General features: G+C 63.4%; 26 protein-coding genes. 18 read left to right on the top strand and 8 right to left on the bottom strand.

Features of this window, described 5'->3' with window-relative positions:
* The first annotated feature begins 123 nt into the window (after window positions 1-123).
* The 5 genes from ccmA to IB279_RS25155 all read left to right on the top strand — a co-directional run bounded on the left by ccmA (window position 124) and on the right by IB279_RS25155 (window position 3,210).
* Window positions 124-774 (top strand): heme ABC exporter ATP-binding protein CcmA, encoded by a 651-nt coding sequence (gene ccmA / locus IB279_RS25135; RefSeq protein WP_090295254.1) that lies wholly within the window; start codon window positions 124-126, stop codon window positions 772-774.
* A 63-nt stretch (window positions 775-837) separates the two neighbouring features.
* A complete protein-coding gene (gene ccmB, locus IB279_RS25140; RefSeq protein WP_034802831.1) occupies window positions 838-1,497 on the top strand; it encodes a heme exporter protein CcmB in 660 nt (219 codons plus the stop codon).
* A gap of 164 nt (window positions 1,498-1,661) precedes the next feature.
* The gene (locus IB279_RS25145; protein ID WP_112771719.1) at window positions 1,662-2,432 is read left to right on the top strand and encodes a heme ABC transporter permease; all 771 of its coding nucleotides are present in this window, start codon (window positions 1,662-1,664) and stop codon (window positions 2,430-2,432) included.
* Complete coding sequence (gene ccmD, locus IB279_RS25150) at window positions 2,429-2,605, top strand: heme exporter protein CcmD (protein ID WP_082566526.1); 177 nt, start codon at window positions 2,429-2,431, stop codon at window positions 2,603-2,605. The genes IB279_RS25145 and ccmD overlap by 4 nt, the downstream gene beginning before the upstream one ends.
* Window positions 2,602-3,210, top strand: coding sequence for a DsbE family thiol:disulfide interchange protein (locus IB279_RS25155; protein WP_060611225.1), 609 nt, complete (start codon window positions 2,602-2,604; stop codon window positions 3,208-3,210). The genes ccmD and IB279_RS25155 overlap by 4 nt, the downstream gene beginning before the upstream one ends.
* Window positions 3,211-3,471: 261 nt before the next feature.
* On the opposite strand, the gene IB279_RS25160 is transcribed toward IB279_RS25155, so the two are convergent.
* From IB279_RS25160 to IB279_RS25185, 6 genes are all read right to left on the bottom strand, one after another.
* Window positions 3,472-4,056, bottom strand: a complete 585-nt coding sequence (locus IB279_RS25160; protein WP_060611309.1) for a DUF2585 domain-containing protein — start codon at window positions 4,054-4,056, stop codon at window positions 3,472-3,474.
* 5 nt (window positions 4,057-4,061) lie between these two features.
* The gene (locus IB279_RS25165; RefSeq protein ID WP_112771777.1) at window positions 4,062-4,694 is read right to left on the bottom strand and encodes a septation protein A; all 633 of its coding nucleotides are present in this window, start codon (window positions 4,692-4,694) and stop codon (window positions 4,062-4,064) included.
* A gap of 108 nt (window positions 4,695-4,802) precedes the next feature.
* Window positions 4,803-6,617, bottom strand: a complete 1,815-nt coding sequence (ftsY, locus tag IB279_RS25170) for a signal recognition particle-docking protein FtsY (RefSeq protein WP_192339915.1) — start codon at window positions 6,615-6,617, stop codon at window positions 4,803-4,805.
* Between the two features lie 18 nt (window positions 6,618-6,635).
* A complete protein-coding gene (gene mtaB / locus IB279_RS25175; RefSeq protein ID WP_112771721.1) occupies window positions 6,636-7,910 on the bottom strand; it encodes a tRNA (N(6)-L-threonylcarbamoyladenosine(37)-C(2))-methylthiotransferase MtaB in 1,275 nt (424 codons plus the stop codon).
* Window positions 7,907-8,818 carry a diaminopimelate epimerase gene (dapF, locus tag IB279_RS25180; protein ID WP_112771778.1) on the bottom strand — a complete coding sequence of 304 codons (912 nt, stop codon included), beginning with the start codon at window positions 8,816-8,818 and terminating at the stop codon, window positions 7,907-7,909. Before dapF ends, mtaB begins: the two co-directional genes overlap by 4 nt.
* A 92-nt stretch (window positions 8,819-8,910) precedes the next feature.
* The gene (locus tag IB279_RS25185; RefSeq protein ID WP_034802812.1) at window positions 8,911-9,924 is read right to left on the bottom strand and encodes an MBL fold metallo-hydrolase; all 1,014 of its coding nucleotides are present in this window, start codon (window positions 9,922-9,924) and stop codon (window positions 8,911-8,913) included.
* Window positions 9,925-10,002: 78 nt separating this feature from the next.
* Between IB279_RS25185 and IB279_RS25190 the strand changes: the two genes are divergently transcribed.
* From IB279_RS25190 to trmD, 6 genes are all read left to right on the top strand, one after another.
* On the top strand, window positions 10,003-10,485 hold the full coding sequence (locus IB279_RS25190) for a MarR family winged helix-turn-helix transcriptional regulator (protein WP_192339916.1): 483 nt from the start codon (window positions 10,003-10,005) through the stop codon (window positions 10,483-10,485).
* Window positions 10,486-10,740: 255 nt separating this feature from the next.
* Window positions 10,741-12,306, top strand: a complete 1,566-nt coding sequence (ffh, locus tag IB279_RS25195) for a signal recognition particle protein (RefSeq protein WP_034803123.1) — start codon at window positions 10,741-10,743, stop codon at window positions 12,304-12,306.
* A gap of 14 nt (window positions 12,307-12,320) precedes the next feature.
* Entirely contained in the window at window positions 12,321-12,656 is a 336-nt protein-coding gene (locus IB279_RS25200) for a chorismate mutase (RefSeq protein WP_034802805.1), read from the top strand.
* A 37-nt stretch (window positions 12,657-12,693) separates the two neighbouring features.
* On the top strand, window positions 12,694-13,053 hold the full coding sequence (gene rpsP / locus IB279_RS25205) for a 30S ribosomal protein S16 (RefSeq protein ID WP_112771723.1): 360 nt from the start codon (window positions 12,694-12,696) through the stop codon (window positions 13,051-13,053).
* 145 nt (window positions 13,054-13,198) lie between these two features.
* Window positions 13,199-13,762, top strand: coding sequence for a ribosome maturation factor RimM (rimM, locus tag IB279_RS25210; protein ID WP_034803120.1), 564 nt, complete (start codon window positions 13,199-13,201; stop codon window positions 13,760-13,762).
* A gap of 11 nt (window positions 13,763-13,773) precedes the next feature.
* A complete protein-coding gene (trmD, locus tag IB279_RS25215) occupies window positions 13,774-14,466 on the top strand; it encodes a tRNA (guanosine(37)-N1)-methyltransferase TrmD (protein ID WP_034803117.1) in 693 nt (230 codons plus the stop codon).
* Here trmD and IB279_RS25220 read toward each other — a convergent pair.
* Window positions 14,448-15,194, bottom strand: coding sequence for a sulfite exporter TauE/SafE family protein (locus tag IB279_RS25220; protein ID WP_034803114.1), 747 nt, complete (start codon window positions 15,192-15,194; stop codon window positions 14,448-14,450). The two genes, trmD and IB279_RS25220, sit on opposite strands and share 19 nt — an antisense overlap.
* Window positions 15,195-15,521: 327 nt before the next feature.
* On the opposite strand from IB279_RS25220, the gene rplS reads away from it, so the two are divergent.
* The 5 genes from rplS (at window position 15,522) to IB279_RS25245 (ending at window position 20,127) form a co-directional block, all read left to right on the top strand.
* Window positions 15,522-16,040 (top strand): 50S ribosomal protein L19, encoded by a 519-nt coding sequence (rplS, locus tag IB279_RS25225; RefSeq protein WP_043625625.1) that lies wholly within the window; start codon window positions 15,522-15,524, stop codon window positions 16,038-16,040.
* 126 nt (window positions 16,041-16,166) lie between these two features.
* A complete protein-coding gene (locus IB279_RS25230; protein ID WP_112771724.1) occupies window positions 16,167-16,976 on the top strand; it encodes a transporter substrate-binding domain-containing protein in 810 nt (269 codons plus the stop codon).
* Between the two features lie 9 nt (window positions 16,977-16,985).
* On the top strand, window positions 16,986-17,807 hold the full coding sequence (locus IB279_RS25235) for an amino acid ABC transporter permease (RefSeq protein WP_060521450.1): 822 nt from the start codon (window positions 16,986-16,988) through the stop codon (window positions 17,805-17,807).
* Between the two features lie 242 nt (window positions 17,808-18,049).
* Window positions 18,050-19,459 carry a 3-isopropylmalate dehydratase large subunit gene (gene leuC / locus IB279_RS25240; protein WP_112771725.1) on the top strand — a complete coding sequence of 470 codons (1,410 nt, stop codon included), beginning with the start codon at window positions 18,050-18,052 and terminating at the stop codon, window positions 19,457-19,459.
* A gap of 131 nt (window positions 19,460-19,590) precedes the next feature.
* Entirely contained in the window at window positions 19,591-20,127 is a 537-nt protein-coding gene (locus IB279_RS25245) for a histidine phosphatase family protein (protein WP_034802788.1), read from the top strand.
* Between the two features lie 18 nt (window positions 20,128-20,145).
* Here the strand turns inward: IB279_RS25245 and IB279_RS25250 are convergent, their stop codons facing one another.
* Entirely contained in the window at window positions 20,146-20,694 is a 549-nt protein-coding gene (locus IB279_RS25250; protein WP_090295264.1) for a L,D-transpeptidase, read from the bottom strand.
* A 143-nt stretch (window positions 20,695-20,837) separates the two neighbouring features.
* Between IB279_RS25250 and IB279_RS25255 the strand changes: the two genes are divergently transcribed.
* Both IB279_RS25255 and IB279_RS25260 read left to right on the top strand, forming a co-directional pair.
* Entirely contained in the window at window positions 20,838-21,521 is a 684-nt protein-coding gene (locus IB279_RS25255; RefSeq protein WP_034802783.1) for a response regulator transcription factor, read from the top strand.
* Window positions 21,522-21,644: 123 nt separating this feature from the next.
* Window positions 21,645-22,100, top strand: coding sequence for a cyclic nucleotide-binding domain-containing protein (locus IB279_RS25260; RefSeq protein WP_192339919.1), 456 nt, complete (start codon window positions 21,645-21,647; stop codon window positions 22,098-22,100).
* Window positions 22,101-22,111 lie beyond the last annotated feature (11 nt).

The raw sequence follows: 22,111 nt of genomic DNA on the forward strand, positions 1-22,111 counted from the left end.
GCCGACCGCTGGCGTGTTGGCCGCCTTATAGATAATTTCTCCAAAACGTGCCAGAGCAACGAAGGTCGAAACGGGACTTTTTTTTGCCCTGCGACAAAGAGAGTGAAGGGAAGCTGAAAATTCATGCGCCTCATGGCTGAAGGGTTGAGCGCGAAGCGCGGTGAGGACCTGATTTTTAACGATATTTCCTTTATTCTCGACGCCTCGGAAGCCCTTGTCGTGACGGGTCCGAACGGCTCCGGCAAGTCCACTTTGCTGCGGGTTCTTGCGGGGTTGTTGAGGCCCGAAAGCGGGCACCTGAAACTTGAGAATGGCCCCCCGGAAATCGCCCATCCATCCGAGCTCAGCCACTATCTCGGACACCGCAACGCGATGAAGCGTGAACTGACCGTCGCGGAAAATCTTTCCTTCTGGCGAGACTTCATGGGTGATTCGCCCGGGGCGCGCGGCGCCACGCTCACCGAGGCGGTCGAAGCGGTTGGCCTGCCGGATATCGCCCATCTGCCCTTCGGTTATCTCTCGGCCGGCCAGCAGCGGCGCATGGCGATGGCCAAGCTGGTCATTGCCTATCGCCCGATCTGGATCCTCGACGAGCCGACCGCAGCGCTTGACGCCGGCGCCGACCGGCTGTTTGCCGATCTGGTGAAGGCGCATCTTGGCAAAGGCGGCATCGTCATTGCGGCGACCCACCAGCCACTCGGGCTCGACCGCACGAAGGAGCTGCACATGACGGGGTTCGAGCATCTGGCAGGAGATCGCTGGCATGATGCATAGGGTCGCAATGCCTGGAAGCCCATTGCCGGAAAACGCGCGCGTGCCGATCCGGAGGTTGCCGCTATGATCGCCCTCTTTTTCCGCGATCTCAAACTGTCGATCCGCGCCGGCGGCGGGGCGATGATCGGCGTGCTCTTCTTCATGACTGTGGTGGCAGTCATTCCCTTCGGTGTCGGTCCCGACCTGAACCTGCTTTCGCGCATCGGTCCGGCGATCCTGTGGATCGGCGCGCTGCTCGCCTCGCTGCTCGGCCTCGACCGGCTGTTCCAGGCGGAGCGCGACGACGGCTCGCTCGACCTGATGCTGATGCAGGAAACGCCGCTGCTTTTCACCGTCTTCGTCAAATGTGCGGCGCATTGGGCGGCGACCGGCCTGCCGCTGGTGATTGCCTCGCCCTTGCTCGGCCTCTTCATGAACATGAGCGAGATCGCCATCGGCGCCACCATGCTGACGCTTCTGATCGGCACGCCGGCGATCACCTTCATCGGTGCAGTGGGGGCGGCCGTTGCCGTGTCGCTGCCGCGTGGCGGGCTGCTGGTTTCGATCCTTGTTCTGCCGTTGGCGATCCCGGTGCTGATCTTCGGTGTCAGCGCTGTCTATGCGGCGATCGAGGATCCTGCGCCGTTCCTGCCACCTTTGATGATCCTTGCGGCAATCACCCTGTTCTTCGCCGTCATCGGCCCGGTTGCCGCCGCCGCAGCACTTCGGCACGCGTCCGATTGACGCAATCGGGCCAGAACGGGCGAAAGTGTTTGCGGCATTCCCATGGATTTGTCGCTAAGCCGTTCAGATCGATAACATTTATGATCCGCGTTCCAACTCGATCGTGATCGGGCGATTGACGCGGATCAATTGCAGGCGGGCGCCTTAAGCGTTAAAGAGCCAACATGAGCGAAAACAGCCTGGCCATCCGCAAATTCAGCGATCTCGCCAACCCGACGCGGTTCCTGGCGTTGACTGACCGTCTGTTGCCCTGGCTTTCCGGGCTGACGGCGCTGTTCTTCGTTGCCGGCGTCTGGCTTTCCTTCACGACGGAAGGTGATTACCAGCAGGGCGAAACGGTGCGCATCATGTATGTGCACGTGCCCGCGGCCTGGCTGTCGATGATGTGCTATTCGGTGATGGCCTTGGCAGCTCTCGGTACGCTCGTCTGGCGCCATCCGCTTGCCGACGTCTCCTCGCGCGCGGCAGCTCCGATCGGCGCCTGTTTCACCTTCCTGGCGCTCGTCACCGGCTCGCTCTGGGGCAAGCCGATGTGGGGCACCTGGTGGGTCTGGGACGCGCGGCTGACCTCGGTCTTCGTGCTGTTCCTGATGTATCTCGGACTGATGGCGCTCAACCGCGCGATCGACGATCCGGCGCGGTCCTCCAAGGTTTCGGCCATTCTGGTTCTCGTCGGCTTTGTCAACATCCCGATCATCAAGTTCTCGGTCGAGTGGTGGAACACGCTGCATCAGCCGGCGAGCGTCATGCGGCTCGACGGACCGACGATCGATCCGGAGTTCCTGTGGCCGCTGATCGTGATGGCGGTCGCGTTTACACTGCTGTTTTTCACGCTGCACATCGCCGCCATGCGCAACGAAATCCTGCGCCGGCGCGTCACGGCGCTCAGGCGCCTTGCGGCCCGTGCTGCCGGACGGGGAGCCCGCGCACAATGATGAGCCACGCCGCCTACGTTTTCACGAGCTATGGAATAGCCACGCTGACGGTCCTCGGTCTGATTGCCTGGGTCGTGCTCGACGGTCGTGCCCGCCGGCGTGAACTCACCGAACTCGAAGCCGCAGGCATCCGCCGGCGCTCGGCCGAACCGGCTTCCGGAGAAACACGATGAGCAACGCACCCGCTCCGGGTAACGAGGAGCGCAAACCCGGCCCCATGCGTTTCGTGCTGGCGGCGCTGCCGCTCGTCATCTTCGCCGGGCTTGCGGCGATCTTCTGGAGCCAGCTCAATTCCGGCAAGGACGTGAGCGAAATCCCCTCCGCGCTGATCGGCACCAAGGCGCCGAAACTCGACATGCCGGCGCTCGAAGGTGCGACGCGCGACGGCCAGCCGATGCCGGCTTTGACCGATGCGGCGATCAAGGGCAAGCTGACGCTCGTCAACATCTGGGCCTCCTGGTGCGTGCCTTGCCGGCAGGAGCATCCCTTCATCCTCGAACTGTCGAAGGATCCGCGGCTGACCGTCGTCGGTATCAACTACAAGGACCAGAACGAAAACGCGCTCAGGTTCCTCGGCGAACTCGGCAATCCCTTCTCCGCCATCGGCGTCGACCCGCGCGGCAAGGCGGCGATCGATTGGGGCGTCTACGGTATTCCGGAATCCTATCTCGTCGGCGCTGACGGCACGATCCTCTACAAGCGCGTCGGCCCGTTCGACGAAAACAGCGTGAAGACGGGTCTGCTGCCGGCGATCGAAAAGGCGACTGCGGGTTCGTAACCGCTCCCGGCATTAGCTCTCATTCGGATGGGAGGGATTTGCTCCTCATCCGCCTGCCGGCTCCTTCTGCCCGCAAGCGGGGCGAAGAAGACACGTAGCGCTCGGTTGCCCTAAACTCTCGCATCGCATCGACGGCATAAAACCGTGCTTTCCCTGCCGGGCAGTCGTGGAATGAAGTGAGTGCCTCAAGTCCCTTCGCCCCATCTGCGGGAGAAGGTCGCGGATGCGGGATGAGGGGCTGCGACGGCGACCGAAGCCCGCTTAAATCCCCGCCTGCCAGTCCCTGACCGCATCCAGCGGCCAGACGAGCATCAGTACGTTGAGCGTGAGATTGTCGCGGATCAGCCAGCCGGTGAAGAGCTCGAAGACGATGGCGACCGTTACGGTCAGCCAGACGGGCATGCGGGCGGCAAACAGGAAGCCGGCGGCCATGGCCAGTGTATCCATCGTCGAATTCAGGATGCTGTCGCCGAAATAGTCGAGCGAAATCGTTGCCGAGCGGTAGCGGTTGATCACCATCGGCGTGTTTTCGGCGATCTCCCAGGCGGATTCGATCACGGTCCCAAGGAAGAGCTTTGCCGTCAGCGGCTTGCCGCGCAGGAGCAGATGGCCGAGGCCGTAGAACAGGAAGCCGTGGATGATGTGCGACGGTGTGTACCAGTCGGCGATATGCTGCGAGTTGCCGCTGGATTTGACCACGGGCTCGAACAGTTTGACGTAGCCGCATTCGCAGATCCAGAGGCGACCCATCAGATGCTGGGTGACGATCTGGATGATGAGAACAGCAAAACAGGCGGCGAGCCAGAGGAGTGCGTGCCGGTTGCGGCTGTCATTCTCCTCGAGCATCGTGCTCACTCGGCGTTCTCCTGGTCAAGCGAGTGCTTCATGATCAGCGGCATCTGGGCGAGCGTAAAGAGAATGGTGATCGGCATCGTGCCCCAGACCTTGAAGGCGACCCAGAAATCGGTCGTGAACGAGCGCCAGACCACTTCGTTGAGCACGGCGAGGACCAGGAAGAACAGGCCCCAGCGCAGCGTCAGCTTGCGCCAGCCGGCCTCATCCAGCTTGAAGGCGGAGTGGAAGACGTAGCCGAGCAGCGACTTGCCGAACAGCAGGCCGCCGAGCAGGATCGCGCCGAACAGCGTGTTGACGATCGTCGGCTTCATCTTGATGAAGGTGTCGTTCTGCAGCCAGAGCGTCAGCGCGCCGAAGACGAAGACGACGATGCCCGAAATCAGCGGCATCATCGGCAGGGTGCGGGTCAGCACCCAGGAGACGGCAAGCGCGATTGCGGTCGCGGCCATAAACAGGCCGGTGGCGATGAAGATCGGACCGCCGAGTTCGGAGAGCGCCGGAAAATGCCCGGCCAACCATTCGCCACGCGAATTGGCAAAGAAGAAGACCATCAGCGGCCCAAGCTCCAGCACCATCTTGAGCAAGGGGCTGACTTCCTTCTGCGGCTTGGCAGCCTCGATCGACGACATCTGGGGGTCCTGTTTCTGCATGTACCTGCTGCTCATAACACCAGCTTTGCGGCAAAACCATATCAAGGCAACGGGCCGGCGTAACTACGCGCAGGCCCGATCGCCCCGTCAGGCGGCAACGCCGGCGATCGCCTCGGCAAAATCCTTGGCTTCGAACGGCTCGAGATCGTCGATCCCTTCGCCGACGCCGATGAAATAGACCGGCAACTTGTGCTTGGCGGAGATGGCGACGAGGATGCCGCCGCGCGCCGTGCCGTCGAGCTTCGTCATGATCAACCCGCTGACGCCGGCGACGTTGCGGAAGATCTCCACCTGCTGCAGCGCGTTCTGGCCGGTGGTGGCGTCGAGCGTCTGCAGCACGGTGTGCGGCGCATCCGGATCGAGCTTGCCGAGCACGCGCACGATCTTTTCGAGTTCGGCCATCAGTTCCGCCTTGTTCTGCAGGCGGCCGGCGGTGTCGATGATCAGGACGTCGGACTTCTTCTCGCGCGCCTGCTGGAAAGCCTCATAGGCAAGGCCAGCGGCATCGGCGCCGAGTTTGGACGAGACGATTTCGGAGTTGGTGCGCTCGGCCCAGATCTTCAGCTGCTCGATTGCCGCGGCCCGGAAGGTGTCACCGGCGGCGAGCATGACTTTCAGGCCCGCGCCGGAAAGCTTGGCGGCGAGCTTGCCGATCGTCGTGGTCTTGCCGGTGCCGTTGACGCCGACCACCAGGATCACGTGCGGCTTGTGGCTGAGATCGAGTTCCAGCGGCTTGGCGACGGGCGAAAGCACCTTGGTGATCTCGCCGGCCATGATGCGCGACACGTCCTCGCCCGAGACATCCTTGCCGTAGCGTTCCGAGGCGAGCGTGTCGGTGATGCGCATCGCCGTTTCGACGCCGAGGTCGGCCTGGATCAACAGGTCTTCGAGATCCTGCAGCGTCGCTTCGTCGAGCTTGCGCTTGGTAAACAGGCTGGCGATCTGGCCGGTCAGTTGCGATGAGGTGCGCGCGAGGCCGCGGCGCAGGCGCTGGTACCAGCTGAGCTTTTCCTTCGGCGCGGCGACGGGTTCTTCCTTGGGCTTGCGCTCGGTGGCGGAGAAGCCCTTGGGCAAAGCGGGCGTAGCGGTGGGCTCGGCCTCGGCTGTCTCGGTCGGCGCGACGTCGGTGGCGGCGTCTGCTGCGTTGGCTTCTGCGGTCTCGATGCTTTCGCGGAGGGCTGCGGCTTCACCCCCGTCTGCCCTGCCGGGCATCTCCCCCACAGGGGCGGAGATCACGCTGGGCTCGCTCTCGAGTTCGGAAGCAAGCGTTTCGGTTGGCGTGACCTCGTCTGCTTCGGCAGTCGTGACGTCGCTTGCCGTGGGTTCGGCATCGTCAGCAGCTTCCTCGATTCTCTCGACGATTTCGGCCTCGCGGGAGGCTACGATGATCTCATCGGAGGGAGCAGGCGCCTTGTGCGCAACAGGCGCCGCAGTCTCGGTGGCAGCTGTTGCTTCCTCAGCTGTGGCCTCGGTCTCCGTCTGCTCTCTCCCCTTGAGGGGGAGATGTCCCGAAGGGACAGAGGGGGGTATCGCGGCTTCAGTCTCGGCCGGCGTTACCACAGCTTCGACCGGGGCGGCTTCGTCGCGCGCCAGCTCTTCGGCGTCGTCGGAGGCCGGGCCACCGGCCGTCTCGATCTCGGCCTCAAGCACCGGATCGTCGTCGGACAACGGCAGGGTCTCGATGTCGACAGGTGGTTCGAAGGCGGTTTCCGGGCTGTCTTCGACGATCTCTGCCTCGGCAACGGCGGCAGGCGGTTCGACCGCCTCGGCGCTCGGCTCCGGCTGCGCCTCGACTTCGGGCGCAGAGACGATCGTCTCCTCCGGTACACCTTCCGGCGGCTTCGTTTCCTCCACCGCGCCCTTGCCGAAGGTGAAGATCCTCTTGATGAAACCCATTGCCATTCAGGAATTCCGCATAAATCAGGCCGCAGCCATCTGTTTTACCTGCATCGTCAGATGCTTGCCATTGTGGCCGGTGATTGAGACCGGGACAAGCGCACGGGGCGTCAGGTCAGCCGCGTCGACGAGCGTGAAGTTTTGTGTGTGGGCAAGCCCGTTGTTCTCGACCAGGATCGTCTGCTCGCTGCCGACCATGCCTTCGAGGTGGCGGGCGTAGAGCGTCGCGCCGACGGCGCGAAGCCGCGCGGCACGATCCTTGACGAGCGCCCGGTCGAGCTGCGGCATGCGTGCTGCCGGCGTGCCGGGACGCGGGCTGTAGGGAAAGACGTGCAGATGCGCGATGCCGCAGTCCTCGGCGAGGCTCGCGGCATTTTCGAACATCTCTTCGGTCTCGGTCGGAAAGCCGGCGATCATATCGGCACCGAGGCTGATATCGGGGCGCAAGCGCCGGACCTGATCGGCAAAGGCGCGGGCGTCGGCGCTCGAATGGCGGCGCTTCATGCGCTTCAGGATCAGGTCGTCGCCATGCTGCAGCGACAGGTGCAGGTGCGGCATGAAGCGCGCCTCGTCGGCGATCAGGTCGAAGAGGTGTTTGTCGGCCTCGATGCCGTCGATCGAGGAAAGCCGCAGGCGGCGGATTTCCGGAACCTGTTTCAGAAGCGTCTTCGCCAGCAGCCCGAGGGTCGGCGTGCCCGGCAGGTCGGCGCCGTAGCTGGTGGCATCGACGCCGGTCAGGACGATCTCGCAATAGCTACTCCCAACCAGCCTGCGCGCCTGGTCGACGACGGCGCCCATCGGCACGGAGCGGGAATTGCCGCGGCCATAGGGGATGATGCAGAAGGTGCAGCGGTGGTCGCAGCCGTTCTGCACCTGGATGAAGGCGCGCACGTGGCCATCGATGTGCTTGACCATCTGCGGCGCGGTGGCGCGCACGCTCATGATGTCGTTGACCCGCAGCTTTTCTTCCGCCGAGACGCCGAAATCCGGCAGTGAACGATAGGAGGCGCTCTTCAGCTTCTCCTCGTTGCCGAGCACGGCGTCGACCTCGACCATTTCGGCGAAAGTCTCTTTTTCGGTCTGGGCGGCGCAGCCGGTGACGATGATGCGGGCATGCGGATTGTCGCGCCGGGCACGGCGGATCGCTTGGCGCGCCTGGCGCACCGCCTCGCCGGTGACGGCGCAGGTGTTGACGAGGATGGCGTTGTTCAGCCCCGCCTTTTCGGCTTCCGCCCTCATCACTTCGGATTCGTAGGTATTGAGACGGCAGCCGAAGGTTATGACCTCGACGCCGCTCAAAGCGCCCGGGCTCCGCCCGCTTCGGCCTCGTCGCGCTGCCAGGTTCCGGTCGTCGGGTTCAGCGTGCCGGACCATTCCCATTCGGCAGGTCCCGTCATGACGACATGATCGTCGTGCTCACGCCATTCGATCGTGAGCTTTGCCGGGGCAGGGGCGGATGCGACGTCGATCACCACCTTGCGGCCGGTGCGGCCGGTGCGCGCGGCGCTGACCGCAGCCGCGCAAGCCGCCGAGCCGCAGGCAAGCGTCAACCCGGCGCCGCGTTCCCAGGTGCGGGTGCGCAGCGACGAGGGCGAAAGCACCTGCGCCAGCGTGATGTTGGCGCGCTCGGGAAACATCGGATGGTTTTCGAGCAGCGGGCCGAAACGATCGAGATCGAAGGACATCGGGTCCTTGTCGACCCAGAAGACGGCGTGCGGATTGCCCATCGACATGGCCGAGGGCGAGTGCAGGACGGGATTGTCGATCGGTCCGATCTGCAGTTCGATGCGGCTCGTATCGGCAAATTCCTCGGCAAGCGGGATCTTGTCCCAGGCAAAGACCGGCTTGCCCATGTCGACCGAGATCGTGCCGTCCTCATGCTCGGTGGCGTTGAGGATGCCTGCAATGGTCTGGAAGGTGAAGGCCTTCTTGCCGGTTTCGGCGGCCAGTGCCTGGACGACGCAGCGCGTGCCGTTGCCGCAGGCCTGGGCCATGGAGCCGTCGCAATTGACGATATCGATCCAGGCGTCGGTGCCCTGAGCCTTGGGGTCGTGGATCGCCATGATCTGGTCGAAGGCGGTTGCCGGATCGGCATTGAGCGCGATCGCAGCGGCCGGCGTCACCCGATCCTTCCGACCGCGCATGTCAACGACGAGGATCTTGTTTCCAAGCCCGTTCATCCTGGCAAATTGCACGTTCTCGGTCATGTCGCGATTGTCCAAACGGGCCCGCTCCGGGCGGGCCATCCTTCATTCGGGCTGTATATGGCGGAAAAGCCCGGAAAATACCAGTGCCGCCTTTATTCGGCTCCTTCGCCGCCGGTCGGTACATCGAAGATTTCGCCGGGGCGAAGCGGCCGGAAGCGGCTGCGGGCGATGCCCGCCGCATCGAGCGCCCGTTCCAGCGCCTGTCGCGGCTCTTCGACGCCCTCGTCGGTCAGGCGAAACGTACCCCAATGGTGGCCGGCGACATGGGCGGCGGCGCAATCGACCATGCCGCGCACGGCTTCCTCCGGGTTCTGGTGCTGGTCCTGCATGAACCAGCGCGGCTCGTAGGCCCCGAAGGGCAGGTTGGCGAGGCGGAAGGCGCCGTGTTTTTCGCGGGCGGCGCGATAGTTGATGCCGTCGTGAAAGCCGGTATCGCCGACGTGGTAGATCTTGCCGGCCGGCGTCTCCACGACGAAGGCGGCCCAGAGCGCCATGCGCCGGTCGCGCGAGCCGCGCGCCGACCAGTGGTGGCAGGGCTCGGCGTGAAGAATGACGTCATCGCCGCAATCGAGCTGGTCGCCCCAGTCGACCACGTCGATTTCGACGTCGGGAACGGCGCGGCGGATGATCGTGTCGTTGCCGAGCGGCGTGACGATGCGGGGAGCATGTTCCTCGTGAAGGGCTGCCAGCGTCTCGACATCGAGGTGGTCGTAGTGATTGTGGGTGACGAGCACGATGTCGATAGGCGGCAGGTCGTCGAGTTCGATGCCGGGCGCGTTGCGGCGCTGCGGGCCGGCAAAGGCAAACGGGCTGGCGCGATGCGACCAGACGGGGTCGGTGAGAATGTTGAGCCCATGCACCTGGATGAGCAGCGTCGCGTGTCCGACCATCGTCACGCGCAGGCGATCGCCTTCGACGCTGAGTTCAGGCTTCACCGGCGCGAACGGGCTTGGATTGTGCGCGGGCCAGCGCACCTTGCCGCTGCCGAACTGCCAGCGCAGGAGATCTGCCGCGCCCTTGGGCGGTTTGCCGTCGGGATTGAAGAACCTGGTGCCGTCGAAATGATCGGTGACGGGACCTTGGTAATAGGGATTGCGTGTCTTCATCCGGGCGGTTCGCCTTGGTTGAAAGGTCAAGGTTTAATAAATTCTTGAAGACAGCAACTGGATTGCTATCGTGGTTTCATGCTCGTTCGATTCGACCCGCAGGAACGTCTCTACAAGACCCTGAAGCTGGTCCGCTCCATCCATCTCAATATGCAGCGCTCGGCAGAACATATGCTCGATGGTGCCGGCATATCAGTGGCGGAGCGGGCGGTTCTCGAACTTTTTTGCGAAACGCCGCTGACGGTGCCGGAAGCCGGACGGCGCCTGTCGATGAAACGGCAGTTCGTGTTCAGGGTCGTCAACGGGCTGATGGACAAGACGTTGCTGGAAAGACGGCCGAACCCGGAACACCGCAGCGCCTATCTTTGCGCGCCGACGGCGGCCGGGCGTGATCTGTTCGCGGAAATCCATCGCCGCGAGGTGGAGTTGCTGCATGCCCTGCTCGGCGATATCAACCAGACCGAAGTGGTGGTCGCACTTCGGGTGATGACGCGGGTGTCGACCGCCTTCGAGCAGCTGGCCGGCGAACTCGACGACGCCGGCAAGGACGGGGCGCTCTGAGCCGAAAGCGCCTCATTTGCCTGCCGTCCTTGACTTTTGCCGCGCTTTCCTGTTTATCCGCGCCAATTCCTTCGCAAGCTCAAGTCTTCGAAGCCACCGACCGGGTCCCGTAAAGGTATAAAGAGAACCCGGAGGTCAACACCCGACAGCGCGTGGCGCCCTCGGGTGGTTTTTGGCTTTGCGCCTTGTTTTCTGCGCGAAGGAACCCACGTTTCCGGCGAGTTGATCGCCACCGGAAACCAGAAGGAAGTGAGAATGTTCGAGAGCCTCCAGGACCGCCTTGGTTCCATATTGAATGGACTGACCGGCCGCGGCGCATTGTCGGAAGCCGATGTTTCCGCTGCGCTCCGCGAGGTTCGCCGTGCGCTGCTCGAAGCCGACGTCGCGCTCGACGTCGTGCGCTCCTTCACCGAAAAGGTTCGTGAAAAGGCCGTCGGCGCCGAGATCCTGAAGTCGATCAAGCCCGGCCAGATGGTCGTCAAGATCGTCCATGACCAGCTCGTCGAGATGCTCGGCTCCGAGGGCGTAACCATCGACCTCAATGCGCCGGCGCCGGTCGTCATCATGATGGTCGGTCTGCAGGGCTCCGGTAAGACGACGACCACCGGCAAGATCGCCAGCCGGATGAAGACCAGGGACAAGAAGAAGGTCCTGATGGCTTCGCTCGACACGCGTCGTCCAGCAGCCCAGGAGCAGCTGCGCCAGCTCGGCGTGCAGACCGGCGTCGACACGTTGCCTGTTATTGCCGGCCAGTCGCCGACCGATATCGCTGCGCGCGCCGTTCAGGCTGCCAAGCTCGGCGGCCACGACGTCGTCATTCTCGACACGGCGGGCCGTACCCATATCGACGAGCCGCTGATGATCGAGATGGCGGAGATCAAGCGGAAGTCCAATCCGCATGAAATCCTGCTCGTGGCAGATGCGCTGACCGGTCAGGACGCCGTCAACCTCGCCCGCAACTTCGACGAACGCGTCGGCATCACCGGCCTGGTGCTCACCCGTATGGACGGCGACGGCCGTGGCGGTGCAGCGCTGTCGATGCGTGCGGTCACCGGCAAGCCGATCAAGCTCATCGGCGTCGGCGAAAAGATGGGCGAACTCGAAGAGTTCCACCCCCGCCGCGTCGCCGACCGTATCCTCGGCATGGGCGACATCGTCTCGCTCGTCGAGAAGGCTGCCGAGAACATCGACGCCGAGAAGGCGGCCGCCATGGCCGCCAAGATGGCCAAGGGCAAGTTCGACCTGAACGACCTTGCAGACCAGCTCGGCCAGATGCAGAAGATGGGCGGCATGGGCGGTATCATGGGCCTGATGCCCGGCATGGCCGGCATGAAGGACAAGATGGCCGCGGCCGGCCTAGACGACAGCCTGTTCAAGCGCCAGCTCGCCATCATTTCGTCGATGACCAAGGCCGAGCGTGCCAACCCGGATCTGCTCAAGCACTCGCGCAAGAAGCGCATCGCCGCCGGTTCCGGCACCGATGCCGCCGACATCAACAAGCTTCTGAAGATGCACCGCCAGATGGCGGACATGATGAAGATGATGGGCGGTAAGGGCAAAGGCGGCATGATGAAGCAGATGATGGGCGGCCTTGCCAACAAGATGGGCCTTGGCGGCCTCGGTGGCGGCGGCATGCCTGATCTCTCGAAGCTCGACCCGAAGCAGCTCGAAGCCCTGCAGAAGCAGGCGGAAGCCGCCGGTCTGAAGCCGGGCGGTATGCCTGGCCTTGGCGGCGGTGGCCTGCCAGGTCTGGGTGGCGCCAAGCTTCCGGGTCTTGGTGGCGGCTTCCCCGGCCTTCCCGGCCTGCCGAAGAAGAAGTGAGGATCGCTTAAAAGATGATTGATCCCGAAATCAAAAAGGAATTGGCGGGCTACCGGCAGTCGATCGACAATATCGATGCCGCGCTCGTCCACATGCTGGCTGAACGCTTCCGCTGCACCCAGGCAGTCGGCGTTCTGAAAGCCAAGCACGAACTGCCGCCGGCCGACCCGGCGCGCGAAGAATACCAGATCGAACGCCTGCGCCGCCTGGCCAAGGATGCCAATCTGGATCCGGATTTCGCCGAGAAGTTCCTGAACTTCATCATCAAGGAAGTCATCCGGCATCATGAAGCCATCGCCGCCGATCGCTCGCATTCCGCGGGCAACGCCGGCACAAACCATTCCGCTTGAACCAAGCGGTCAAGAAAGCCTGCAAGGAGTTACTCAAATGGCACTGAAAATTCGTCTCGCCCGTGGCGGTTCCAAGAAGCGTCCTTACTACCAGATCGTCGTTGCCGACGCCCGCAGCCCGCGTGACGGCCGCTTCCTCGAGAAGATCGGCTCGTGGAACCCGATGCTCGGCAAGGACGACGAAAAGCGCGTCGAGCTCGACGCCGAGCGCGTCAACCACTGGATCGCCCAGGGCGCCCAGCCGACCGACCGCGTTCTGCGCTTCCTCGACCAGGCCGGTCTCGCAAAGCGCCCGGCTCGCAACAACCCGACCAAGGGTGCCCCGGGCAAGAAGGCTCAGGAGCGCGCTGCTGAAGCCAAGCAGAAGGCTGAAGACGCCGCTGCTGCTGCTGAATAACAGCCGGCGAACGGTCCGGAGAGTGATCGGCGGTCATCTGCCGACGCAGCTCTCCGGCTGGCCGTGACTTAAGGAAACGGGTGGCATTTCCATGCCGCCCGTTTTCCGTTATGTGCACCGAGATATACCGAAACGGACGCGGACGATGAGCAAACTCGAAAACCCGGTTCTGATGGCGACGATCGGCGCGGCGCAGGGCCTGCGCGGCGAGGTCAGGGTCAAGTCCTTTACCGATGATCCGACGGCGCTCGGCGAGTATGGCAATCTGCACAGCGCAGACGGCCGTGTGTTCGAGGTGCTGGAGATTCGCGAGGCGAAAAACGTCGTCATCGTTCGCTTTCGCGGCGTCAATGACCGCAATGCCGCCGAGGCGCTCAACGGTCTCGACCTGTTCATCGAGCGCGACAACCTGCCCGACGACGATCTCGACGAGGACGAGTTCTTCTATGCCGATCTCGAGGGCCTGGAAGCGATCGACGGCAATGGCACGAGCTACGGCAAGGTCAGCGGTGTCTTCGATTTCGGCGCCGGCGATCTCCTTGAGCTGAAGGGGCCAGGCCGACGTCCGGTGCTGATCCCGTTTACCGAATGGTCGGTGCTGGAGATCGATCTGGAAGCGGGGCGGCTGCTGGTCGATCCGGTTGCGGCCGGCCTGACCGACGACAAGGACCAGGATCCGGGTAGTCCGTTTTCCGCGAAGCGCAAGTGAGCATCGCGGCCATGACGTTTCGCGCCACCATCCTGACGCTCTATCCCGAAATGTTTCCGGGCCATCTCGGCGCCTCGCTTTCCGGCAAGGCGCTCGAGCGTGGCCAGTGGTCGATCGAGCCGGTGCAGATCCGTGATTTCGCCGAAGACAAGCATCGCACAGTCGACGACACGCCGGCTGGCGGCGGCGCCGGCATGGTGCTGAAGCCGGATGTGCTCGCGCGCGCGATCGATCGTGTCTCGGAGAACGACGATCGGCCGCGATTGCTGATGAGCCCGCGTGGCCGACCGCTGACACAGGAGCGGGTGCGTGAACTCGCCGCCGGCCCCGGCGTCGTCATCGTTTGCGGACGCTTCGAAGGTGTCGATCAGCGGGTGATCGACGCCCGCGACCTCGAAGAGGTTTCGATCGGCGACTATATTCTTTCGGGCGGCGAGCCGGCGGCCCTCACGCTGCTCGATGCCGTGGTGCGCATCCTGCCGGGTGTCATGGGCAACGAGCTTTCGGGTGTGCATGAGAGCTTCGAAGGCGGGCTGCTCGAGCATCCGCACTACACCCGCCCACAGGTCTTCGAAGGCCGCGAAATCCCGGCAGTGCTGACCTCGGGCAATCATGGCGCCATTGCCAAATGGCGCGAGGCGGAGGCGCGGCGGCTGACCGCCGAGCGCCGGCCCGATCTTCTTAATCAACCCGTGAAGAAGTAATAGGCGGCAAGCAGCAGGCCGACGGCGACGACCAGCGCGCGGATGACCGCCTGCGGCACGCGTCTTGCTGCCCAGACGCCGCTGTAGCCGCCAAGGGCGGCCCCTGGCACCATGATTGCCGCGTGCAGCCAGGACACGACCCCGCCGGCGGCAAAGACGACGATGGCGATCGCGGCAATAACGATCGAGATGAAGTTCTTGAGCGCGTTCAGCCGGTGATAGCCGCCGCCGGTCGCAAGTCCCAGCACTGCCAGCATCATGATGCCCATGCCGGCGCCGAAGAAGCCACCGTAAATGGAGGTGACGAACTGGGCGCCGATGCCGACCGGATTGATCGCATGCTCGTCGACGCGGGCCCTGGGCTTCAGGAGCGGCCCGGCAGCGAAGATCGCCGTCGCGGCCAGCAGCAGCCAGGGCACAAGCGCGCGGAAGGAGGCATTGGAGAGCGAGATGAGCAGCAGCGCGCCGGCCAGACCGCCAAGTGCGGAGATGACGCCGAGCAGGATCGCATAGCGCTTGTCGGCGCGGATCTCCTTGGCATAGGCGAGCGCCGAGGTGATGTAGCCTGGAAACTGGATGATCGACGAGGTCGCGTTGGCGACGATTGGCGAGAGACCGCCAAGCGTCATCGCCCCGAAGGTCAGGAAGGTTCCGCCGCCGGCAATGGCATTGACGACGCCGGACAGGAAGCCGGCCGCAAACAGCATGAGTATTTCGAAGATGTTCATGGTCTCCCCCGACCCCTCATGCTCGGGATAGCCGGTGGTTGTGCCGGCCGCAAGTCCGTTGCATCGGACAATCATCACGCGCGTGTTTGCGTATTTTCTGATAAATTCGGCTTTCCTGGCGCGGATGCCTTAGAAATTATGGCCTTCGGGGATGACAAGGCAGTGCGATTGGTGTAAGTGCCGCCCCGGTTCGGGTTGCATGCCCGTCGACCAAAACAAAGAATGGCGAATCCGCTCCTGCCGGTATCCGGCAAGACCTGAAGGCTGGCCCGACAGGTTCATCGAGAGCGCTCTGGCTGTTTCAGAAGAACTTGAAAGGTTAGACCGATGAACATCATCCAGCAGCTGGAAGCCGAACAGGCCGCCAAGATCGCCGCCAAGCGCACGCTCCCGGAATTCTCCGCAGGCGACACGCTCCGCGTCAACGTCCGCGTTGTCGAAGGCAACCGTACCCGCGTCCAGGCCTATGAAGGCGTTTGCATCGCTCGTTCGGGCGGCGGCATCAACGAAAGCTTCACCGTTCGCAAGATCTCCTACGGCGAAGGCGTCGAGCGCGTATTCCCGGTTTACTCTCCGCTCGTCGAGAGCGTCGAAGTGGTTCGCCGCGGTAAGGTCCGTCGCGCCAAGCTCTACTACCTGCGCGACCGTCGCGGTAAGTCGGCTCGTATCGTCGAGAACACCGGCACGCGCGCCCGCAAGCTGAACGAAGCCGAGCGTCAGGCGATTGCCGAGGAAAAGGCACGCATCGAGGCTGAAAAGGTTGCAGCAGCTCAGGCGCTCGCCGCCGAGAAGGCAGCAGCCGAAGCCGCCGAAGCAAAGGCAGCAGCGGAAGCCGCAGCAGAATAACATTTCAATCCCTAGGGATTGTTGGAAAGGCGGCCTCGGCCGCCTTTCTTTTTTGGTACTATCCGCTTGTCTTTTCGACGGAATTTGTGACATTTTCCGCTGCCACACTTTTCGGGAGCTCCTCCAATGACAATCCGTCGCCACGTGCTTGCGGGCATCGCAGCCGCACTTGCAGCACCTTTTGCGTTTTCTGCACCGGCGCTGGCCGCCGACCTGCCTGACCTCGGCGGCAAGACGGTCGTCGTCGTCACGGAGAACGCCTACCCGCCGCTGCAGTTTGTCGATCCGAAGTCCGGCGAAGCCAAGGGCTGGGAGTACGACGCGATGAACGAGATCGCCAAGCGGTTGAATTTCAAGGTCGAATACCAGAACACCAGCTGGGACGCGATGATCCAGGCGGTGCATGACGGTCAGTACCAGATCGGCATGACGGGCATCACCATCAAGGACGACCGCAAGGAAAAGGTCGATTTCTCGGACCCCTACATGCGCTCGCAGCAGTTCATGCTGGTGCGCAGCGACGAGACCCGCTTCAACGATGGTAAGAGCTTCGGCGCCTTTGCCGACGGTCTCGTCGGCGCACAGCCGGGTACCTCCCCGTTCTACACCGCCGTCTACGAAATGCTCGACGGCAACGAGCAGAACCCGCGCATCAAGCTGTTTGAGACCTTCGGCGCGACCGTTCAGGCGCTGAAGGCCGGCGACGTCGATGTGGTCCTGACCGATAGCGTCGCCGCCAAGGGCTATGTCGATTCCTCCGAAGGCAAGCTCAAGGTCGTCGGTGGGCCGCTCGGCACCGAGGATTTCGGCTTCATCTTCCCGAAGGGCTCGGATCTCGTGGCTCCGGTCAACGCCGCGATCAAGGCGCTGAAGGAAGACGGTACCTTCGACGCCCTCGATAAGAAGTGGTTCCTCGAATACAAGATGGGCGGCTGATAGCAGGCTATGGCCGCTCCACAATCGTCAGACATGTCCGGCAAGGGCGACTATCCCTGGTGGTTGGTCGCCCTTGTTGTGATCGCTGTGGCGCTCGCCGCCGTGATCATCAGCAATGACATCTTCTCGGAAGTCTTCACCGTCGTCTTCAAGGGCCTTGGCGTCACCGTCTTCGTGACCCTCATGGGCTTCGTGCTGGCGACGACGCTCGGCCTCGGCATCGCGCTGATGGCGCTCTCCGAGCACTCGTCCCTTCGGCAGATCGCCCGCTTCTATACGGAAGTCATCCGCGGCGTGCCGATCCTGGTGCTTCTGTTCTACATTGCCTTCGTCGGCGCGCCGGGGCTCGTCGTCGCGGCCAATTTCATCTCAGCACCGCTGATCAGCGCCGGCTGGATGGAGCCGGTTGTCGTGCGCGACATCTCATTGATGTGGCGGGCGATCCTGGCGCTGATGATCGGCTATTCTGCGTTCATCGCCGAAGTGTTCCGGGCGGGTATCCTCTCGGTAGACAAGGGGCAGGTCGAAGCCGCCAAGGCGCTCGGGCTTTCACGCTACCAGCGCTTTCGTCTCGTCATCTTTCCGCAGGCGATCCGCGTGATCCTGCCGCCGCTTGGCAACGACTTTATCGCCATGGTCAAGGACAGTTCGCTCGTCTCGGTGCTCGGCGTCGCCGACATCACGCAGATGGGCAAGGTCTATGCCTCCGGCTCCTTTCGCTTCTTCGAGACCTATTCGATCGTTGCCTATGTCTATCTCGTGCTGACCATCGGTCTGTCGCTGGGATTGCGGGGGCTGGAGCGGCGGCTCAGGCGCGCGGAGCAGCGCTGAGTCCGTTTCCAGCAATTGCCGACCTGTCAGAAAATTGATATGAACACGGCCATGGAATCCAAATTCGGATGTAGCGAGCAGAAAATCGTCGTGCTGCAGGACCACAAGCGCCTGCCGGCACGCTTCTTTGCGCGCGTCCACGGGGCGCTTACAAGCGGCCTATCCTGATCTCCTGATCAGTGCTTCCGGCCGCCTTGCCGCCGGCTTTCCTACTTTTTTGAAAACTCGATGGATATACCGCCATGAGCGCACCGCGTACCCTCTATGACAAGATCTGGGATGATCACCTGGTCAACGAACAGGACGACGGCACCTGTCTTCTCTACATCGACCGTCACCTCGTTCACGAAGTGACGAGTCCGCAGGCCTTCGAAGGTCTGCGCATGGCCGGCCGCAAGGTCCGTGCGCCTGAAAAGACGCTCGCTGTCGTCGACCACAATGTTCCGACTTCGGCCGACCGTCACCTCGGCATCAAGAACGAGGAAAGCCGCATCCAGGTCGAGGCGCTGGCCAAGAACGCCGCCGACTTCGGCGTCGAATACTACTCGGAAAACGACAAGCGCCAGGGCATCGTGCACATCGTCGGCCCCGAGCAGGGCTTCACCCTGCCGGGCATGACCATCGTGTGCGGTGACAGCCACACCTCGACACATGGCGCCTTCGGTTCGCTGGCCCACGGTATCGGCACGTCGGAAGTCGAGCACGTGCTCGCGACCCAGACGCTGATCCAGAAGAAGGCGAAGAACATGCTGGTGCGCGTCGACGGCCAGCTGCCGCCGGGCGTCACCGCCAAGGACATCATCCTCGCCATCATCGGCGAGATCGGCACTGCCGGCGGCACCGGCCACGTCATCGAGTTTGCCGGCGAAGCGATCCGCTCGCTGTCGATGGAAGGCCGCATGACCATCTGCAACATGACGATCGAAGGCGGCGCCCGCGCCGGCCTGATCGCGCCTGACGAAACGACGTTCGCGTATATCAAGGACAAGCCGCGCGCACCGAAGGGCAAGGCCTGGGACATGGCGCTCGACTACTGGAAGACGCTGCACACGGACGAGGGCGCGCATTACGATCGCGTCGTCGTGCTCGACGCCGCCAACCTGCCGCCGATCGTCTCCTGGGGCTCGTCGCCGGAAGACGTCATTTCGGTTCAGGGCATCGTTCCCAATCCGGATGAGATCCAGGAAGAGAACAAGCGGGCCTCCAAGTGGCGCGCGCTCGACTATATGGGCCTGAAGCCGGGCACGAAGATCACCGACATCGCCGTCGACCGCGTCTTCATCGGGTCGTGCACCAACGGCCGCATCGAGGACCTCCGGGCCGTGGCCGAGGTGGTCGAAGGCCGCAAGGTCGCCTCGACCGTTTCGGCGATGATCGTTCCGGGATCCGGCCTCGTGAAGGAACAGGCCGAGGCCGAAGGCCTCGACAAGATCTTCCGCGAAGCGGGCTTCGACTGGCGCGAGCCGGGCTGCTCCATGTGCCTGGCGATGAACGACGACCGGCTGAAGCCCGGCGAGCGTTGCGCCTCCACATCGAACCGCAACTTCGAGGGCCGTCAGGGCTTCAAGGGCCGTACGCATCTGGTCTCGCCGGCGATGGCGGCAGCCGCTGCGGTCGCGGGTCATTTCGTCGATATCCGCGAATGGAAATAGGCCGGGTCTGAGCTTTTCCGGCGTCAATGGCCGCCCTTCGGGGCGGCCTTTTTTATTTGGCGCTCTCCCCGCCCGCGCGCCTGAAATGGGTTAAGCTGTGCGGGCCGAGGCACCTTGGGGAGAATGATGGGATGAGCGACGATCTGCCTGTGCAACGCTACCGTCTGCTGCTGTTGCGCCATGCCAAGTCCGCCTGGCCGGACGGCGTCGCCGACATCAACCGACCGCTCGGCGAGCGAGGCCGCAAGGCGGCGCCACTGATGGGGGGCTATATGGCTCGGCATGCGCTCGTGCCGGATCTCGCCCTCGTCTCGACCGCGAAACGGGCGCAGGAGACCTGGACACTGGTAGCCGCTGCCTTGCCCCCCGGCATCACGGTCGAAAACACCCGGGCGATCTATGAGGTGGAGGCCGCCCAGATCCTCAGCGTGCTTCGTGCAACCGACCCGGCCATCAGGACGCTGCTGATCGTCGGCCACAATCCCGGCATGGAGGACCTGGCACATGAACTCGTCGGCTCCGGCGATGCGGATCTGCGTATGCGCATGGCGGACAAGTTTCCGACGGCGGCGCTTGCCGTCCTTGAATTCGAAGCGACTGGCTGGCGTGAGCTTCTGTCCGGCGGGGCCAGACTCGCGCGCTTCGTGACGCCGCGTTCGCTCGATTGAGCCGAGCGGACGTCGACGTCAGATTACCTTCACGACGGTGCCGCGGCGCATATGCGGGATCAGCCGACGCATCGCCGGCAGGCTGACGGCGACGCAGCCCTGCGTCGGCTCGTAGCCCGGCCGGATCAGGTGAAAGAAGATCGCCGAACCGGCATTTCGCCGGCGCGCGAGCAGGTTCCAGTCCATCACCAGGCAGATGTCGTAGAGCCCGTCGTCACGCATTAATTCCTCATGGCTCGGCTGGAAGGGCGCCTTGACCGGGCGATTGTAGAGCGCGTGGCGTGTCGCGTCGCACCACAGCATGCCCGTGCGCGTCGTCCGGGTCGGCAGCGGCGTCGGCGGCAGGAGGAGGCGGTCGCGCCTGACATAGCCGCCGATCAGCTTCATCGCGGCGCGTGGCGTGGCGCCATCGCCCTCGCGCTTCAGGCTGGTAATGCCACTTCGCCCGATGGCGGCGTGCTCGACGCGGCCGTCGAACGAGACAAGTGCTCGCTTGCGATCGCGCGGTGCGGCGCGCACGGTGATGACAGATTTGGCTGGTCTTCTTCCCGACGTTTTCTTGAGCATCATTCTCACGGATTTTTGCTTTGCCCGTGATTTGGGGGGCACCATAAGCACGGTTACGGATATAAAGAGGTAGCAACGCTGGTTCGCTTGCCAACACAGGCATTTGAGCTAGTTTGAAAACGGAAGCAAACAGGAATTGTCCCATGGCGACCCGTACCATTCTTCTTGTCGATGACGACAATGACCTGCGCGAGACCCTGGTCGAGCAGCTCTCGCTCTACGAGGAATTCGACCTCATCCAGGAAGCGACTGCCGGCAAGGGCATCCAGACGGCGCGTGCCCAGCAGGTGGACCTGTTGATCATGGATGTCGGCCTGCCGGACATGGACGGTCGCGAAGCGGTGAAGCTGCTGCGCAAGGGCGGCTTCAAGGCGCCGATCATCATGCTGACCGGCCACGACACCGATTCCGATACGATTCTGGGCCTTGAGGCCGGCGCCAACGATTATGTGACGAAGCCGTTCCGTTTCGCCGTACTGCTCGCCCGCATCCGCGCGCAGCTTCGCCAGCACGAGCAGAGCGAGGACGCGACCTTCAGCGTCGGCCCCTACACGTTCAAGCCGAGCCAGAAGCTGCTGACGCTCGAAAACGGCCAGAAGATCCGGCTTACCGAAAAGGAAGCGGCGATCATCCGCTATCTCTACCGCGCCGACCAGAAGGTGGTGACGCGCGACGTGCTCTTGGAAGAAGTCTGGGGCTACAATTCCGGCGTGACCACCCACACGCTCGAAACCCACGTCTATCGTCTGCGCCAGAAAATCGAGCGGGACCCTTCCAATGCCGAGATTTTGGTGACAGAGAACGGTGGCTACAAGATCGTTCCGTAGCCGGGGTGCGCAGGGTGGCAATCCACTTCTCGCGCGTTCTCCGTAGACTGTTGTTTGCATGGGTCGCGTGCGCGATCCGGTCCATCGGGACCGGCACTGGCGTGACCGTGGGAGGTTAGCCGCTTGGCGCTCAACGACGATATCGTGCTTCTGTCCAACGTGCCGCTGTTTGCCGATATCAGCGAGGACAAAATGAGGCTGATCGCCTTCGGCGCGGAGCGGCGCCGCATCTTCAAGGGACAGGAGCTGTTTCGCGAGGGGGCGCCGGCCGATTGCGCCTATGCGATCGCCAGCGGCAGCTTGTCCCTGTCGAAGGCGGGTTTCGACGGTTCTGAGACGACGGTCTCGACCGTCAGCCGCGGAGCGCTTCTGTCGGAACTGGCGCTGATCTCGATGGTCGAGCGTAAGTTCACGGCAACGGCCGAGGAAGACAGCGAAGTCATTCGCATCAATCGGCCACTCTTCCGCCGCATGCTGGAGGAATATCCTGAAGTGGCCGAGCTCGTCGAAGCGCGCATCCGCGAAAACCTGCAGGCGATGATCCGCCGGGCCGGCGCGCTCGCCGGCCGTTTTGCTTGAACCGCGCTACG

This window comes from Ensifer sp. ENS06, assembly GCF_014852205.1.
Classification (GTDB): domain Bacteria; phylum Pseudomonadota; class Alphaproteobacteria; order Rhizobiales; family Rhizobiaceae; genus Ensifer; species Ensifer adhaerens.

What these genes read in the sequence shown, in the direction of transcription:
- IB279_RS25185 (WP_034802812.1), bottom strand. Translation starts at nt 9,924, where the DNA reads ATGAAGACACGCAATCCCTATTACCAAGGTCCCGTCACCGATCATTTC.
- IB279_RS25220 (WP_034803114.1), bottom strand. Translation starts at nt 15,194, where the DNA reads ATGAACATCTTCGAAATACTCATGCTGTTTGCGGCCGGCTTCCTGTCC.
- IB279_RS25160 (WP_060611309.1), bottom strand. Translation starts at nt 4,056, where the DNA reads ATGCTCGAGGAGAATGACAGCCGCAACCGGCACGCACTCCTCTGGCTC.
- ftsY (WP_192339915.1), bottom strand. Translation starts at nt 6,617, where the DNA reads ATGGCAATGGGTTTCATCAAGAGGATCTTCACCTTCGGCAAGGGCGCG.
- IB279_RS25230 (WP_112771724.1), top strand. Translation starts at nt 16,167, where the DNA reads ATGACAATCCGTCGCCACGTGCTTGCGGGCATCGCAGCCGCACTTGCA.
- trmD (WP_034803117.1), top strand. Translation starts at nt 13,774, where the DNA reads ATGACGTTTCGCGCCACCATCCTGACGCTCTATCCCGAAATGTTTCCG.
- leuC (WP_112771725.1), top strand. Translation starts at nt 18,050, where the DNA reads ATGAGCGCACCGCGTACCCTCTATGACAAGATCTGGGATGATCACCTG.
- rpsP (WP_112771723.1), top strand. Translation starts at nt 12,694, where the DNA reads ATGGCACTGAAAATTCGTCTCGCCCGTGGCGGTTCCAAGAAGCGTCCT.
- ccmD (WP_082566526.1), top strand. Translation starts at nt 2,429, where the DNA reads ATGATGAGCCACGCCGCCTACGTTTTCACGAGCTATGGAATAGCCACG.
- IB279_RS25200 (WP_034802805.1), top strand. Translation starts at nt 12,321, where the DNA reads ATGATTGATCCCGAAATCAAAAAGGAATTGGCGGGCTACCGGCAGTCG.
- ccmB (WP_034802831.1), top strand. Translation starts at nt 838, where the DNA reads ATGATCGCCCTCTTTTTCCGCGATCTCAAACTGTCGATCCGCGCCGGC.
- ffh (WP_034803123.1), top strand. Translation starts at nt 10,741, where the DNA reads ATGTTCGAGAGCCTCCAGGACCGCCTTGGTTCCATATTGAATGGACTG.
- rplS (WP_043625625.1), top strand. Translation starts at nt 15,522, where the DNA reads ATGAACATCATCCAGCAGCTGGAAGCCGAACAGGCCGCCAAGATCGCC.
- IB279_RS25250 (WP_090295264.1), bottom strand. Translation starts at nt 20,694, where the DNA reads ATGCTCAAGAAAACGTCGGGAAGAAGACCAGCCAAATCTGTCATCACC.
- dapF (WP_112771778.1), bottom strand. Translation starts at nt 8,818, where the DNA reads ATGACCGAGAACGTGCAATTTGCCAGGATGAACGGGCTTGGAAACAAG.
- IB279_RS25245 (WP_034802788.1), top strand. Translation starts at nt 19,591, where the DNA reads ATGAGCGACGATCTGCCTGTGCAACGCTACCGTCTGCTGCTGTTGCGC.
- ccmA (WP_090295254.1), top strand. Translation starts at nt 124, where the DNA reads ATGCGCCTCATGGCTGAAGGGTTGAGCGCGAAGCGCGGTGAGGACCTG.
- IB279_RS25190 (WP_192339916.1), top strand. Translation starts at nt 10,003, where the DNA reads ATGCTCGTTCGATTCGACCCGCAGGAACGTCTCTACAAGACCCTGAAG.
- IB279_RS25165 (WP_112771777.1), bottom strand. Translation starts at nt 4,694, where the DNA reads ATGTCGTCGATCGAGGCTGCCAAGCCGCAGAAGGAAGTCAGCCCCTTG.
- IB279_RS25255 (WP_034802783.1), top strand. Translation starts at nt 20,838, where the DNA reads ATGGCGACCCGTACCATTCTTCTTGTCGATGACGACAATGACCTGCGC.
- IB279_RS25155 (WP_060611225.1), top strand. Translation starts at nt 2,602, where the DNA reads ATGAGCAACGCACCCGCTCCGGGTAACGAGGAGCGCAAACCCGGCCCC.
- IB279_RS25145 (WP_112771719.1), top strand. Translation starts at nt 1,662, where the DNA reads ATGAGCGAAAACAGCCTGGCCATCCGCAAATTCAGCGATCTCGCCAAC.
- rimM (WP_034803120.1), top strand. Translation starts at nt 13,199, where the DNA reads ATGAGCAAACTCGAAAACCCGGTTCTGATGGCGACGATCGGCGCGGCG.
- IB279_RS25235 (WP_060521450.1), top strand. Translation starts at nt 16,986, where the DNA reads ATGGCCGCTCCACAATCGTCAGACATGTCCGGCAAGGGCGACTATCCC.